The sequence below is a fragment of the Alicyclobacillus macrosporangiidus CPP55 genome (assembly GCF_000702485.1).
Taxonomy (GTDB): Bacteria; Bacillota; Bacilli; order Alicyclobacillales; family Alicyclobacillaceae; genus Alicyclobacillus_H; species Alicyclobacillus_H macrosporangiidus_B.
On sequence record NZ_JNIL01000001.1, the window covers coordinates 3927499 to 3942481 of the forward strand.

The 14983-nt window shown below is 66.6% G+C and carries 11 protein-coding genes; 8 read left to right on the forward strand and 3 right to left on the reverse strand.

The genetic code is table 11. The annotated features are described in order from the left end of the window. Positions 1–241: 241 nt before the first annotated feature. Genes N687_RS0119535 through N687_RS0119550 form a run of 4 tightly spaced genes read left to right on the forward strand, consistent with a single transcriptional unit; the run spans position 242 to position 4847 of the window. Entirely contained in the window at positions 242–1291 is a 1050-nt protein-coding gene (locus N687_RS0119535) for a BMP family lipoprotein (protein WP_029423447.1), read from the forward strand. A 45-nt stretch (positions 1292–1336) separates the two neighbouring features. Continuing rightward, entirely contained in the window at positions 1337–2875 is a 1539-nt protein-coding gene (locus N687_RS0119540) for an ABC transporter ATP-binding protein (protein WP_029423448.1), read from the forward strand. Positions 2876–2886: 11 nt separating this feature from the next. Next, the gene (locus N687_RS0119545) at positions 2887–3948 is read left to right on the forward strand and encodes an ABC transporter permease (RefSeq protein ID WP_231493543.1); all 1062 of its coding nucleotides are present in this window, start codon (positions 2887–2889) and stop codon (positions 3946–3948) included. Continuing rightward, positions 3945–4847 (forward strand): ABC transporter permease, encoded by a 903-nt coding sequence (locus N687_RS0119550; protein WP_029423450.1) that lies wholly within the window; start codon positions 3945–3947, stop codon positions 4845–4847. The genes N687_RS0119545 and N687_RS0119550 overlap by 4 nt, the downstream gene beginning before the upstream one ends. A gap of 19 nt (positions 4848–4866) precedes the next feature. On the opposite strand, the gene N687_RS0119555 is transcribed toward N687_RS0119550, so the two are convergent. Together N687_RS0119555 and N687_RS21615 are read right to left on the reverse strand one after the other, a co-directional pair. Then, the gene (locus N687_RS0119555; protein WP_419670165.1) at positions 4867–5256 is read right to left on the reverse strand and encodes a CoA-binding protein; all 390 of its coding nucleotides are present in this window, start codon (positions 5254–5256) and stop codon (positions 4867–4869) included. A gap of 177 nt (positions 5257–5433) precedes the next feature. Next, positions 5434–5682 (reverse strand): hypothetical protein, encoded by a 249-nt coding sequence (locus tag N687_RS21615; RefSeq protein WP_035462532.1) that lies wholly within the window; start codon positions 5680–5682, stop codon positions 5434–5436. Between the two features lie 158 nt (positions 5683–5840). Here N687_RS21615 and argC point away from each other — a divergent pair, with 158 nt between their 5' ends. The 3 genes from argC (at position 5841) to N687_RS0119575 (ending at position 8936) form a co-directional block, all read left to right on the forward strand. Continuing rightward, the gene (gene argC / locus N687_RS0119565; RefSeq protein WP_029423452.1) at positions 5841–6896 is read left to right on the forward strand and encodes an N-acetyl-gamma-glutamyl-phosphate reductase; all 1056 of its coding nucleotides are present in this window, start codon (positions 5841–5843) and stop codon (positions 6894–6896) included. Between the two features lie 76 nt (positions 6897–6972). Continuing rightward, on the forward strand, positions 6973–7785 hold the full coding sequence (gene argB, locus N687_RS0119570) for an acetylglutamate kinase (RefSeq protein WP_051663483.1): 813 nt from the start codon (positions 6973–6975) through the stop codon (positions 7783–7785). Further along, positions 7782–8936, forward strand: coding sequence for an aspartate aminotransferase family protein (locus N687_RS0119575; RefSeq protein ID WP_029423454.1), 1155 nt, complete (start codon positions 7782–7784; stop codon positions 8934–8936). The genes argB and N687_RS0119575 overlap by 4 nt, the downstream gene beginning before the upstream one ends. A gap of 640 nt (positions 8937–9576) precedes the next feature. Here N687_RS0119575 and N687_RS0119580 read toward each other — a convergent pair. Next, on the reverse strand, positions 9577–10071 hold the full coding sequence (locus tag N687_RS0119580; protein ID WP_029423455.1) for an N-acetyltransferase: 495 nt from the start codon (positions 10069–10071) through the stop codon (positions 9577–9579). A gap of 259 nt (positions 10072–10330) precedes the next feature. Here N687_RS0119580 and N687_RS0119585 point away from each other — a divergent pair, with 259 nt between their 5' ends. Beyond that, positions 10331–14920 (forward strand): glutamate synthase-related protein, encoded by a 4590-nt coding sequence (locus N687_RS0119585; RefSeq protein WP_051663484.1) that lies wholly within the window; start codon positions 10331–10333, stop codon positions 14918–14920. The last annotated feature ends 63 nt before the right edge of the window (positions 14921–14983 follow it).

The following is a 14983-nucleotide window of genomic DNA, read 5'->3' on the forward strand; positions in this document are numbered from 1 at the left end:
ACCTGAATGGGCGCCCTCATGCCCGAACGCGGGACCGGCGCCGGACTTGGCGCCTTGGTCACACACGTTCGGCGAACGCCGACCTTCATGCCCACACGGGCGGTACGTGAAAAATCTCGCCGCGTTGGTTGCTAGGTACTTGCACTTTTTTGTCCGGATGTGCACAATGGTCCTGGCTTTGTACGCAACATAGAAAAACGAAACCGCGCCGGGAGCGAGGGAATTGAAGGGGGCATTTTTCATGAGACACATGGCCACGACGGCCGCCGCGGCCATCCTGCTGATGGGAGTGGTCACAGGTTGCGGACTGGCGGCGAACAAGGCCGGCACGACCGGGAATACGGCGGGGGCGGCGCCGAAGGTGAACTTCAAGGTGGGCCTCGTCACCGACTCCGGCGGCCTGAACGACCACGGATTCAACCACCTGTCGGATGAGGGCTTGAAGAAGGCCGAACAGGAGCTCGGTGTCACCGGGAGTGTGGTCGAGTCGAAGTCGGAGAGCGACTACGTCCCGAACCTGCAGCGGTTCGCGCAGCAGGGGTACAACCTGGTGATTGCGGTCGGATTCCTGATGGACCAGGCCGTCAAGCAGGTCGCGCCGCAGTATCCGAACACCAAGTTCCTCATCATCGACGATCCCATCACCGGCATCAACAACGTCACCTCCGCCATGTTCAAGACGGAGCAGTGCGGGTACTTGGTCGGTGCGCTGGCCGGGTTGATGGAGAAGCGCAACGACATCCAGGGACTCAATCCCCAGAACGTGCTCGGCGTCGTCGGTGGCCAGAAGATCCCGCCCGTGGACTCCTACATCGCCGGCTTTTTGCAGGGCGTCAAGAAGACCGATCCGGACGCCAAGGTCATCGTCAAGTACGTGAACAGCTTCAATGATCAGGCCGGCGGCAGCCAGGTGGCGCAGACCGAGATCGCCGGCGGTGCGGACATCGTGTTCCAGGTGGCCGGCGGCAGCGGCCTCGGCGTGATCAACGCCGCCAAGAGCGCCGGCGTGTACGCCATCGGGGTGGACGCGGACCAGAACTATGTAGCGCCGAACACCGTGATCGTCAGTGCCCTCAAGGGCGTCGATACGGCCACCTACGACGTCATCAAGGACACGCTGAACAACCAGTTCAAATCCGGTGTACAGTACTTTGACCTGTCCAACAACGGTGTCGGCATCTCCAAGACCACGACTGTGGTGCCCGCCGACATTGTCAGCCAGGTGAACGACTTGGCGAATCAGATCAAGAACGGTTCCCTCACTGTCAGCGATCAACTCCCCAAGTCGTGACGGCTCCCGCTGGACGAGTGGGATCGAAGCGCGGGGAGGGCGGACATGGCGAGTTTTCTGGAAGTCATCGACGTCAAAAAATACTTCCCCGGCGTGAAGGCAAACGACGGGGTGAACCTCGACCTCCGGGCCGGAGAGGTGCACGCCATCCTCGGCGAGAACGGGGCTGGGAAATCCACGCTGATGAAGCTGATCTCCGGCTTGTATCAGCCCGATGCGGGCGAGATCCGGCTCGAGGGGCGGCCGGTGCATTTCGACTCTCCGCGCGATGCCATCCGGGCGGGCATCGGCATGGTGCATCAGCACTTCATGCTGATTCCCGCCCTCACGGTGGCGGACAACATCGTCCTCGGCGACGAGCCCGGCGGCATCCGGTACCGGCGCCGGACCGCCGTCGAGCAGGTAAGAGCGTTGTCCCAGAAGTACCGGTTGGAGGTCGATCCGCTGCTTCGTGTCGAACAGCTGTCTGTCGGCCTGCAGCAGCGGGTGGAGATCCTGAAAGTCCTGTACCGTCGCGCGCGTCTGCTCATCCTGGACGAACCGACGGCGGTGCTGACCCCTCAAGAGGTCGAGGAGCTGTTCCAGGTGGTCCGCCACCTGAAGGCGCAGGGCATCCCCATCCTGTTCATCAGCCACAAGTTGGACGAGGTGCGGGCTGTGGCGGACCGCATCACCGTGATGCGCGCGGGCCGCACGGTCGCCACCCTGCCGACCGCGGACGCGAGTCCGCAGGAGCTGGCCAACCTGATGGTCGGGCGCGAGGTGGTCCTGCGAGTGGACAAACCGCCCCGGACCCCCGGGGACGTGGTGCTCTCCGTCCATGATCTGTCGGTCACGGACGCGGAACGCAGGCCGCGGGTACGTGGCGTCTCGTTGGATGTGCGGGCCGGGGAGATCCTCGGGATCGCTGGCGTGGATGGCAACGGCCAGACGGAGCTCGTCGATGCCATCGCGGGGCTGTTGCCAGCCTCCGGAGGCCGGGTGGAGTTTCTCGGCCAGGACATCACGCGTCTGCCGCCCGGCGAAAGGACTCGGCGCGGCATCGCGTACGTGCCACAGGATCGCCAGCGGGACGGGCTCGTCCTCGACTTCACCTTGGTCGAGAACACCATGCTGCGCGACGTCGCGTACCCGCCTTTCTCCCGCCGCGGGCTCTTGCAGCACCGGGCGGCCCGGGCGTACACAGAGCGGTTGCTCGAGGCGTTCGACGTCCGGCCGCGCGACCCCGACCGGCGGGCGGGCGATCTGTCAGGCGGAAACCAGCAGAAGGTGATCCTGGCGCGCGAGGTCTCCCGGGAGCCGAGCCTGCTCATCGCGGTGCAGCCGACGCGCGGATTGGACGTGGGCGCCATCGAGGGCATCCACCGCCAACTGCTCCGGCTGCGCGGAGCGGGCAAGGCCATCCTGCTCGTTTCGCTGGAATTGGATGAGATCCTGTCCCTGTCCGACCGGATCGCGGTGATGCACCACGGCCGGGTGGTGGACATCGTGCCGGGCGAGACGGCCACGCGCGAACAGATCGGCCTGTTGATGACGGGGACGAGGGCTGGGGAAAGCGAGGTGGCGCAGCCATCAAACCGGTAGTACGCAATCTCTTGACGCCGGTCCTGGCGTCCGCATTGGCCATCCTCATCGGCGCGGTCATCGCCTTCATCCTCGGGTTCGATCCGTTCGTCGCCTACGGGGCCCTGATCACCGGCGCCTTCGGCAACTCCATGGCGATCAGCAGCACGTTGGCCGGGGCGGTTCCACTGGCGCTGGCGGGACTCGGTGTGGCCGTCGCCTTCCGGGCGGGGCTGTTCAACATTGGTGCCGAGGGGCAGTACTGGATCGGCGTGATCGTGGCAGTCTGGTTCGGGTACCACCTGACGGGCTTGCCCGGCTGGCTGCACACCCTGGTGTGCGTCGTGGCGGCGGCCGTCGCCGGAGGCCTCTGGGGCGGGCTCATCCCTGGCCTCGCGAAGGCGTACCGGGGTGCCCACGAGGTCATCACGACCATGATGATGAGCTACATCGCTATCTACTTCGGACAGTACCTGATTGCCGCGGGCGGACCGATGCACGCGCCGGGATACAACGCTCAATCTTTCCCCATACGTCAGGACGCGTGGTTGACGGTGTTGGTGCCACCGCAACTGACCACGGCGGTGTTTTTCGCCCTGGGCGCGGCGGTGGCCGTGTGGTGGGTCATGTTCCATACGACCGTCGGTTTCCGGCTGCGCACGGTCGGGGCCAACGCCAGGGCCGCCCGTTACGCGGGCATTCACGTGCCGGCATACACGGTGCTGGCCTTGGGTCTAAGCGGTCTGTTGGCGGGCCTGGCGGGAGGTGTCCAGGTGCTCGCGCTGGACCACCGTCTGATGTGGGGATTTAACACGGGGTACGGTTATACGGCCATTGTGGTCGCCCTGCTGGCGCGCAACCACCCGTTCGGCGTGCTGTTGGCAGCCGTGTTCTTCTCGGCGCTTTCTACGGGTGGCCAGAACATGCAGATGGTCTCCCAACTGCCCAGCAGCCTGACGGACGTGCTGACGGGCCTGATTGTGTTCTTCGTCGCGGCCGAGCGGCTGGTGCCGCTGACCATCGCATGGTACAGGCGGCGGCGCGGCGTGCGGGCGCAGGTGGCCGCCGCGCGGGAAGGAGGACGTGAGGCGTGAGTGTCTTGACGAATCCGCAGCTGTGGGCCTCCACGCTGGCGATGACGGTGCCGCTGGCGTTGCCGGCCATCGGCGGGACCTTTTCGGAACGGGCGGGCGTGGTCAACATCGCCATGGAAGGCATCATGCTGATGGGCGCGTTCTTCGCGGTCGCGTTCTCCTACTGGACGGGATCCGCGTGGTTGGGCCTGGTCTTCGGGGTGTTGATGGGCGGGCTGTTGGCGGCGGTGTTCGCCTGGGCGGCGATCCGCCTCGCGGCGGACCAGGTGGTGCTCGGGATGGCTGTCAACATCTTCGCATCGGGGCTCACCGCCTTCCTGCTCAACACCGTGTTCGGGTACGAGGGCACGCCGCCGGATACACCGCCGCTGCCGTTCGTCTCCCTGCCGGGGCTAGGGCCGATCTTCTCCCATCAGAGCGTGTTGTTGTACGTGATGTTCGCCATCGTGGTGTTGTCCCACTGGTTTTTGTTCCACACCCGGCTCGGGCTTCGCATCCGGGCGGTCGGGGAAAATCCGCTCGCAGCGGACACGGCCGGGCTGAACGTGTGGCGCCTGCGCTATATCGGGGTCATCGTGGGGGGCATGCTCTCTGCGCTGGGCGGGGTGTACCTGTCCATCGGGATCCTCAACTCGTTCGACGTCGGCATGACCAACGGGCGCGGATTCATCGCCCTCGCCGCGATGATCTTCGGGAAGTGGACGCCGGTCGGTGCGTTTTTGGCATCGCTGCTGTTTGGGTTCTCGACGGCGCTGGGGGTCGCGCTGCAAGGGCAGGGCGTCTCACCCGACCTGTTGTCGATGATTCCGTATATCCTCACCATCCTGGCCCTCACGGGTCTGGTCGGGCGGAGCACGCCGCCGGCAGCGGATGGGATCCCGTACACCCCCATCCGCTGATGGATGACCGCGTCCTTCGTCACTGGCGCACGTAAAGGCTGTGCATGACGGCGATGCAGCGGTCCATGATGATGGTCTTGCCGTGGGCCTGTGCCAAGGCCGCGGCCTCTTCGTCGTACACGCCTTCCTGCGCCCAGATCACCGGTGCGTCGATCTCGATGGCTTCTTCGACCACGGCCTTCAGGGCGTCGCTGCGCCGAAAGACGTTGACGATGTCGACCGGTTCACGGATGTCGGGGAGCTTGGCCACCGCCTTCTCCCCGAGCACCTCGGTGACATTCGGATTGACTGGGATGATGCGGTAGCCGCGGCGTTGCATTTGCTGGGCGACAGCGTAACTGTCGCGCGCCGGGTTGTCGGACAGCCCGACGACGGCGATGGTCTTGGCCTCCTTAAGGATGCGGGCCATCTCTTCCGGACCTGGATTCTGGAACACGGACATCATCTCCCGTTCCCATCATACCCCTGCGCCGCTCTGCCTGTAAATGCCACACGGGCGAACCCCCAGGGGGTTCGCCCGTGTGACGCTTCAGCCCGGCCCCGCCGGCCGCGGCCATCAACGGCTCTCGCCTCCGGCCGCACAGCCTCAATGACTTTCTGGGCTCTCCGGGCTCTCGTAATCCATGTAGGGAGCGGCCATCATGTTGTACCCGTGGAATTTGGAGACCGTGAACCCCGGCATCGCAGCAGGTATTGCAGCTGGCATGGCTGCGGGCACCGCAGCAGGTGCTACGCCTACCCCATAGCCGTACCCCGGGACGAACAGGAAGAACAGCACGAAGATGATCAGGAACACGACCGCCCATCGGGTGTAAGAGCCGAACACACCGTACATCGCTTCTCATCCCTCCCCTGTGAGATACCTCATCAGATGAGGGGACATCCGCCGATCGATACGGACAGTCGCGGAATCCGGGCGGGCCCACCCCCCCTATACATTTCCTCGGCCAGCGACTATACTGAATAAAAATACATTAACGGGGATGTTCATGCATGACGACACCACACACGACTCGCATTCGCGCCGGCGTTGTCGGCGCGACCGGATACGGCGGCTTGGAATTGGTCCGGCTGCTCGCCGCCCATCCGGCGGTGGAACTGACGTATCTCGCCGGGAGCAAGGAGGGCGGCCCGGACTTCACCGCCTGGTTTCCACATCTCGCCGGCATCATCGAGGCGCCGCTTCACCCGTTCGATCCTGCGGCCTGCGCTGAACAATGCGACGCGGTGTTTGTGGCCCTGCCGTCCGGGGTGTCCGGGCAGGTGGCCGCTCAGCTCTGGGAGCGCGGGCGGCGCGTGATCGACCTGTCGGGCGACCTGCGCGTACCCGCCGAACTGTACCGCGCGTGGTATATACGGGATCCCGTCGATCCCGCCGTCCAGGCGCAGGCGGTCTATGGCCTTCCGGAGTGGCATCGCGAGCGTATCGCCAAGGCGACGCTCGTCGCCAACCCGGGCTGCTATGCGACCGCCATCCTGCTCGGCCTGCTGCCCCTGGCCGCGGCGGGTTGGCTGAACCCGGCCCGTCCGGTGCTGGTGGACGCCAAGTCCGGGGTCACCGGGGCGGGCCGCACCCCGACCCTGACCACACATCTGGGCGAGCTGTATGAGAACTTCTTCCCGTACAAGGTGGGGGCGCACCAGCACACGCCGGAGATCGAACAGGAGCTGGGCCGGTACGCGGAGGCGAAGGTGCTGATGACGACCCAACTGCTCCCGGTGGCGCGCGGCATCTACGTGGTCGCGTACGTCACCCTGGACCGCGCGGCCGACGTGGCGCAAGTCTATGAGGTCTATCGCGAAGCGTACGAGGATGTGCCCTTCGTGCGCGTGCACGCGCCTGGGCATGTCCCGCAGATGAAGCATGTGCGCGGATCGAATTTCTGCGACATCGGTCTGTTCGTCGACGGGCGCACCGGGGTGTTGCAAGTGTTCAGCGTGATCGACAACCTCACCAAAGGCGCGGCCGGCCAAGCGGTGCAGAACTTCAACCTGATGCACGGGCTGCCGGAGGCGATGGGCCTGACGGGCGGGCCCATGTTCCCGTGAACGTGGTCTGGTCCCCAGGGTAACGGTCCACTGGACGGTTACTCCGTATAGGCCCGCGAAGCGAGGAGGGATGCGGATGCAGGGCGTCGTGGTGATCAAAGTGGGAGGTTCCCTGCGTGGCGCGGGGGGCGAGGCGTTGGTCGCGGGACTGACGGAGCTGACGGCGGCCGGCCGCCCAGCGGTGCTGGTGCACGGCGGCGGTCCGCGCATCACGGAGGCCCTGAAGGAACGGGGGATGGACCTCCCGTTTGTCGACGGTCACCGCCTGACGACGCCGGAGGCGGTGGAGGTGGTGGACGCGGTTTTGTGCCGGCAGGTCAATCCTGAGTTGGTGAATGCCCTGCGGTCCGCTGGGCTGCCTGGTGTGGGCGTGACGAGCGCGGACGGGGTGGTGCGGGCCGAGCCGATGCCAGGGCTGCAGCGGACCGGGCAGGTCACCGGCATTGACCACGCGGTGCTCCGCGCCATGATGGCGCAAGGGTCGATCCCGGTCGTGGCTCCGGTGGGGGTGGACGCGGCCGGCGGGCGGTACAACGTCAACGCCGATCTGGTGGCGTCGGCCGTCGGTGGTGCCCTGTCCGCCGAGCGGGTGGTGTTTCTGACCGACGTGCCGGGCATCTATGAGGACTTCTCGGCGCGCCGGCTGCTGTACGAGACCACGGCCGAGCGCCTGGTGCGCCTGCTGGAGGAAGGGCGGTTCACCGCCGGCATGATTCCCAAGGTTACGGCGGTCCTGTCGGCCCTCGAGGGCGGTGTGCAGGCGGCGTTTGTGATCGACGGGCGCGATCCGCTGGCCATCGCGTGCGCCCTGACCGCACCGGTCGAGGGCGCCGGGGCGGCGCCGTTCGCGCATGGCACGATGGTGAAAATGGAGGAGGCGGTGGGATGACGGTGCAATACGAAACCGACGCGCATGTGATGGGCAATTACGGCGAGCGGCCGTTGACGATGGTCCGCGGGGAGGGGGTGTACCTGTACGACGCCAAAGGTCGTGCGTATCTCGACTTCACGGCGGGCATCGCAGTGTGCGCCCTCGGCCACGCGCACCCGGTGGTCAGCCAAGCCATCGCGGACCAGGCCAAGACCTTGATCCACTGCTCGAATCTGTACCAGAACCCGTGGCAGAACCGGCTGGCGGCTCGGTTGGCGGAACTGTCCGGGCTCGGGAAGGCGTTTTTCTGCAATTCCGGCGCGGAGGCCAACGAGGCGGCCATCAAGCTGGCGCGCCGGTTCGCCTGGCAGAATGGCGAGCCGGAGCGCACGGAGCTGGTGTCGCTGCCGGGCGGTTTTCACGGACGGACGCTTGGCGCCCTGTCCATCACAGGCAAGCCGAAGTACCACGAGGGATTCCGTCCGCTGGTACCGGGGTGCGCGACGCCGCCGGATTGGGACGCGGTCCTCGAGGCTATCACGGAGCGCACGGCCGCCTGCTTCGTGGAGGTGGTCCAGGGCGAAGGCGGCGTCCACCCGGTGCCGGTGGAGGTGCTGCAGGCGATCCAGGCCCGCTGCCGGGAGACGGGGGCGCTCCTGGTCGTGGACGAGGTGCAGACCGGTGTCGGGCGCACGGGTACGTTCTTCGCCTTCGAGCAGGCGGGGCTGCAGCCGGACATCGTGACGATGGCCAAGGGTTTGGCGGGGGGCGTGCCGATCGGGGCGGTGCTCGCCAGTGACCGGGTCGCTGCGGCGTTCACGCCGGGCAGCCACGGATCCACCTTTGGGGGGAACCCGTTGGCGACGGCGACCGCCCTGGCGGTCGTCGGCGTGGTGTCGGACGCGGACTTCCTCGCGCATGTGCGCGAGGCGGGGGCGTACCTGCGCCAGCGCCTGGAGGGCATCGGGACCGACGTGTCCGGGCTGGGATTGATGTACGGGATCACCGTGCCGGACGCCAAGGCGTTCGTCGCGGCGGCGCAGGAGGCCGGTGTGCTGGTCACCGCCGTCGGGGAGACGCGCGTGCGGTTTGTCCCGCCGCTGGTGGTGGATCGGGTGCACATCGATGAGATGGCGGAACGGTTGTCGGGCGTGGCCGCGCGGGTGTGAGGGGGGCGGTGCAGGCACGGGGTGGTGGCGGTGAGAGGCCCCGGTGGCGTGCGACGCTGGCCCGGAGGGGGGCAGGCCGCGGGTGCTGCAGTGGAGTCGGCCGGGCGGTCCCGGCCGACTCCGCCACCGTTTAAATGAAGAATCTGCGTTATCGTGAGGCTGGCGCGACGGATAAAGTGGCGAACCGACGTTAACGTGGGGACGTGGAGAGCACATACGTACTGAATTTGCTTTATCGCGGCTGCGGCGACCCAAGACGCGGCGGATTAAAGTCAATATGGTCACTATTCACAGGCGAATTCGCGTGGTAAGGGCAAAACGTTTCCTAAATTCCCATCGTCGTGACAAATTGAAGACGAAAACGTTTGTAAGCGTGAGGATGGGACATGGCTGCCCCTCCTGTGTTTCGTATCATAGAACTCCGTTCCGCCATCCACTCGGTTTGTCCCCCATAACATCCGGTGGTGGAGGGAGTGCGCAGTACCGGGCGTCCATGCGGTCCGCCAAAGTGGCCATCGCCCGCCCCGGTGCGAACCGGCGCGATCGACACTCACAATCGACCGCGGCGATCGACAGGGGCAACCTGCAGGGGCGAACGACCGAGGCGACTGGACGGGGTCGCTGCGGCTGCACTATCCGTTCACAGAATGGACGCGACGGGGGCGTGCACGCTCTTGAAAGATTGTGTATAATACACCATAGCAATTTCGTCACATCGGTCGAATTTCTTGCAGTAGACGCAATCCTTCCATACTTTGTGCGGGAGGGAGTCCCGGTCGACGATGTGAAAGTTCAACTTGAGAAAGAAGTCGGTTTGGTAGGTGAGTGACAGCACCTGTTCCACCCCGAGCTGTTCCGCCTCCCAGATGGCCCGCTCGACCAGTTTCCGACCGATGCCCTGGCCCTGATGCCCGGGGTCGACCGCCAGGGATCTCACCTCGGCCAGGTCTTTCCACAGAATGTGCAGTCCCACGGTCCCGACGACTCTCCCGTCCATGACGGCCACCGTGAAGCACTGGATGTGTTCATACAGCGACTTGGCACTGCGAGGCAGCATCAGTCCTTGGTCGGCGTATTGTTGAATCAGCGGCTGCATCTGTTCGACGTCGTGGATAGTGGCTTTCCGTATCTCCATGCTGTTCCCTCCCGTGCCCGTGCGCACCGCGCACCATGCAAGAATATTTATAACACGGGATTGTATTTATATTCAACTCGTCGTATATTCATTCTTAATCCCTGCGGTGCAACGAGAGAGATGGGAGGGACGCGGGCCCGACAGGCGGCCGCGGCCGGCCTGCAACCGTTCAGCGAGAGGAACGGCGGGGGCCAAACCGGCTTCGGGGGAAAGGCCTCATCCGCCGGGACAAATACCCTGAGGAAAGGAAGTGACGTAGTTGAATCTCAGTGCACTGACGACGCAGCTCCACCGCGAGCACGACGCTTGCGGGATTTTTGCCTGGATCGACAAGACGGGAGGGCACAGCCGAAAACCGGTAGAGTTCGGCATCCAGGCGCTGCGCGCCTTGCGGCACCGGGCCGGCTACGTCCACGGAGAGGGCGACGGGTGCGGGCTTTTGCTCGACATTCCGCGCAAGTTGTGGAGGCGCTGGCTGCAGGACGCGGGCCACGACAAGATGCTGGCGGAGGATGAGCGGTTCTTCGTCCTCCACCTTTTCCTGCAGCGAGCGGATTGGGAAGACCGCTGGACGCGGATTGAACAGAAACTGGCGGCGAGCGGCGTCAGCGTGTTGGTGGCGCGAACGGACGCGGCCGATCGGGAGGCTCTCGGCCCCTCGGCACGGCGCGAGGATCCCGTGTTCGTCCAGGTGGGCGGCCTCACGCCCGACAGCGACAACGCCCTGTTGTACCGCCTGACGGTGGCCCTCGAGGGCATCCCTGGGGTGCACGTGGTATCCATGAGCCGCGACACGGCGGTCTACAAGGTGGTGGGAGACGGCGACACCCTGTGGGCGTACTATCCGGACCTGCGTCATCCGCTGTTCACGTCCGGGTACGTCTTGGCGCACACCCGGTACTCGACGAACACCGCCACGTCGTTCTCGCGCGTGCAGCCGTTCTCCGCTCTCGGGCACAACGGCGAGATCAACACCATCACGCGCTTTTTCGCAGAGGCGCACATGATTGACATTCCGCTGGACGCTGGCTACAGCGACTCGCAGATGGTCAACGGCGTGGTGGATCACTTCACCAAGGAGCGGGGCTGGTCCCTGTTCGAGGTGGCGGAGCTCCTGTTCCCGCCGATCATCAACGAGATCAAGCAGATGCCGGCCGAACTGGCCGACCTGTACATGTTCTACCGCGCCCTGTGGGGCCCGTTCGCCCAGGGCCCGGCGGCCATGATGCTGCGCGCCGGGCGCGAGGCGGTGTTCTGCATCGACGCGCTCGGCCTGCGGCCGATGTGGCTGCTGGAGACGGCGGACGGGTACGCGTTCAGCTCGGAGCAGGGCATCCTCCCGGTGGCCGAATGGGTCGAGGACCCGAAGCCGCTGGCCCCTGGCGAGAAGATCGGCGTTGAGCTGGGGCCCGAGGGCGTGCGGCTGCATCCGTACACCGACCTGCAGCGGATCGTCTTGGAGCGGGCGCGGAAGCGCTACGCGTTCCGCGGGCAGAGTGAGACGCTCCGCTTTGCGGGCGCCATCCCGGAGGCGGATGCCACGCACCCGGCACGGGATCGGAAGCCGCGTCTCGTCCGGGCGGCGGCCTTTGGCTGGCGCGACGACGACCTGAAGATGCTCGATTTTGAAGTGCACAGCGGGGCGGAGCCCATCCGCTCGCTCGGGTATGACGGACCGTTGCCGGCGCTCGATCCGGGCGTGAAACAGCTGTCCGACTTCCTGCAGGAGACCGTCGCGGTGGTCACGAACCCGGCCATTGACCGGGAGCGCGAGATCGAACACTTCAGCACGCGCTCGCTCATCGGCAAGCGGCCGTCCTTCGAGGGGTTGTACCAGGAGGCGCCGCGAGTCGAGACGCAGTCGCCGCTGCTGCTGGAGGAACTCCCGGCCGATCTCGACGTCCAGCGCGAAGATGTCCGTGCGATCGCGCACCGCCACGGCACCCTGTGTTACGAGGACGCGCTGGCGGCCCTTCGGACCGATCCGCACGGAACGGTCGAGATCCTCATCCACCGCGAGCCGGGCGAGACGCTGCACCAGGCCCTGGAGCGGTTCCGGCAGGAGGCCCTGGAGGCGGTGCAGGCGGGGGCGCACGCGCTGGTGCTCGACGATCGATTGCAGTTCGCCCGCGGCGAGTGGGTCGATCCGCTGCTCGCCCTGGCGGTCGTCCACAAGGCGCTGCTGCGCCCGGCGTCCAAGCGGGGGGGCGAGCACCTGCGCCGGCGCACGAGCATCATCCTGCGCAGCGGCGGCATCCGCAACCTGCACGACATCATGACGGCCATCGGCCTCGGGGCGGACGCGGTCAACCCGTACCTGATGTGGGAGTTCGCGGCGGAGAAGGCGAGCGTCGCCGGGCTCGAGAACCTGTATGTCGCCCTGTGCAAGGGCATTGAGAAGGTGATCTCGACCATCGGCATCCACGAGGTGCGCGGGTACGAGCGGCTGTTCAGCGGAATCGGGCTGGCGTCCGAGGTGGCGGAGCTGCTGGCGGTGCCGAACTTCTGCGGCAGCGAATCGGCGGGGTACGGGCTGGCGCAGCTGGAGGAGGAGGCCGCCAAACGGCGCCAGGTGTACGAGGCGGCGGACGAACGGCAGGTGGCCAAGAACCGCGTGTTTCAGCTGTACCCGCGCATCTGGAAGTCGGCGGGCCTGGTGGCGACGGGCCACACCCCGTATGAGGAATTCGAAGAGAAGCTGCTCTCGTTCGAGCGGGAGCATCCCATCAACATCAAGCACCTGTTGCGTCTGCGCGAGACCTCCGGCGAGGCGGAGGCCGTGGATGCCGGCGAGATCGACACCACCATCGACGGGCACGCGTACCCGATCGTGATCTCGTCGATGTCCTTCGGATCGCAGAGCGAGGTGGCCTACCGGGCGTACGCAGAGGCGGCGTACCGGTTGAACATCGTCGGCCTCAACGGCGAGGGCGGCGAGATCAAGGACATCCTGACCAAGTACCCGCGCAACCGCGGGCGGCAGGTGGCGTCCGGCCGGTTTGGCGTCAACGCGGAGTTGTGCAACGGAGCGTACGTGCTCGAGATCAAGATCGGGCAGGGCGCGAAGCCGGGTGAGGGCGGACATCTGCCGGGATCGAAGGTGACGGTGCAGGTGGCCAACGCTCGCAACGCGTCGCCGGGGATCGACCTCATCTCGCCATCGAACAACCACGACATCTATTCGATTGAGGACCTGGCGCAGGTGATCCACGAGCTGCGGCAGATCAACCCGTACGCCAAGATCGCGGTCAAGGTGCCCGTGGTGCCCAACATCGGGACCATTGCGGTGGGCATCGTCAAGGCGGGGGCGGACATCGTCAACCTGTCGGGCTTCGACGGCGGCACCGGCGCGGCGCGCGCACACGCCATCCGGCACGTGGGCCTGCCGGCGGAGATCGGCATCAAGCTGGTGCACGAGGCCCTGTGTGAGGCGGGGCTGCGCAATTCGGCGGAGATCTGGGCGGACGGCGGCATGAAGTCGGCAGTGGACGTGATGAAGGCCATCCTGCTCGGGGCCAACCGGGTCGGCTTCGGCACGATGGCGATGGTGGCCATCGGATGCACAGCCTGCCGTGCCTGCCACAAGGACACCTGCCACGTGGGCATCGCGACGCAGATGACGAGCGTCGAGGAGGCTCGCGAGAAGGGCGTCGCGTCGTTCCACCCGCGCATCTTCGAGACAGCGGTGGAGCACCTGTGCGCGTTCTTTGGGGCCATCGGCGAACAGGTCCGGGTGCTGACCAAGCGGCTCGGGGCCAAGCGGACACAGGACCTGGTGGGGCGCGCCGATCTGCTCGAGCAGTTCCAGGGCTATCAGCAGATGGACCTCGCGTGGCTGACGACGGTGCGCAAGGAGTTCGCGGGGCTCGGGACGCGGATTGTTTACCGCGACTACGACGCGGAGCAGGCGTGGGAAGAGGTGGCAGCGGCGCCCCTGGCCTACGCGGTCGGGACGGAGTCGTACGCGGTGGCGTCGGCGGCGAGCGTGGCCCCGGCGGGCGGCGCGGTGAGCCGGGGACCGAGGTTGGCGGAGGCACCGGCGGGATCGAACGGCGGCACGTCGCTGCTGCACGCGATGCGGGCGGTGCGCACCCGGGAGAGCGGCGAACACGTGCGGGGTGACCGCGGCGGCGACGCCAAGGGCATCGCCATCCACCCGGCGGTGGCGGGCAACGGATTTGCCGCCTACCACACGGTGGGGATGCACTCGGTGGCGCTCGGCGGCGCGCAGGACGGCACAGCGAAAGGGATGTACGGCGGCCGCGTGGTGGTGTTGAAGCAGCGCGCGGCGGACGGCCGGTGGCGCGGGGGCTCCGTCGGCAAGGGCCTGGCGTACGGGGCGCAGCGCGGGCTCATCATCGTGCAGGGCGACGCGGACGCGCGAGCGGGCATCCGGCTGTCGGGCGCGGATCTGGTGATCGGCGGCGAGGTCCGGGAGCCGCTGGAGGACAAGAAGGGATGGATCGGCGCCCGGGCGAACATCAAGGGCTTCGCGTTCGAGTACATGACGGCAGGCCGGGCACTGGTGCTGGGTGACCCGGGGCCGTGGATCTGCTCGGGCATGACCGGGGGCTCGGTGTACCTGCGGCACGACCCGGAGATGGGCCTGACGGAGGAGGCGCTGCGCCGGCGGATCGCCAAGGGCGCCAAGGTGGCGCTGACGGTGCTCGACGAGCAGGGCATCTCCGACGTGACGGAGCTGTTGCTCGCGTATCACCGCGAGCTGCGGCGCAGCGGCCAGGCAGAGGCGGCGAAGCGGCTGCTGCCGCTGATCGCGCACCCGGCGGAGCACTTCCGCATGATCCGGCCGGGCAAGGACATCACCGATCAGTCGATGGCGACGGAGTGACGCGGCCGGCAGTGCCGCCCGGGGCGCCGCAGGGGCGTTCCCTGGCCCCCGCGCGGCCGCGGT

What these genes read in the sequence shown, in the direction of transcription:
- N687_RS0119535 (WP_029423447.1), top strand. Translation starts at nt 242, where the DNA reads ATGAGACACATGGCCACGACGGCCGCCGCGGCCATCCTGCTGATGGGA.
- N687_RS0119540 (WP_029423448.1), top strand. Translation starts at nt 1,337, where the DNA reads ATGGCGAGTTTTCTGGAAGTCATCGACGTCAAAAAATACTTCCCCGGC.
- N687_RS0119555 (WP_419670165.1), bottom strand. Translation starts at nt 5,256, where the DNA reads ATGGCCCGCATCCTTAAGGAGGCCAAGACCATCGCCGTCGTCGGGCTG.
- N687_RS21615 (WP_035462532.1), bottom strand. Translation starts at nt 5,682, where the DNA reads ATGTACGGTGTGTTCGGCTCTTACACCCGATGGGCGGTCGTGTTCCTG.
- argC (WP_029423452.1), top strand. Translation starts at nt 5,841, where the DNA reads ATGACGACACCACACACGACTCGCATTCGCGCCGGCGTTGTCGGCGCG.
- argB (WP_051663483.1), top strand. Translation starts at nt 6,973, where the DNA reads ATGCAGGGCGTCGTGGTGATCAAAGTGGGAGGTTCCCTGCGTGGCGCG.
- N687_RS0119575 (WP_029423454.1), top strand. Translation starts at nt 7,782, where the DNA reads ATGACGGTGCAATACGAAACCGACGCGCATGTGATGGGCAATTACGGC.
- N687_RS0119580 (WP_029423455.1), bottom strand. Translation starts at nt 10,071, where the DNA reads ATGGAGATACGGAAAGCCACTATCCACGACGTCGAACAGATGCAGCCG.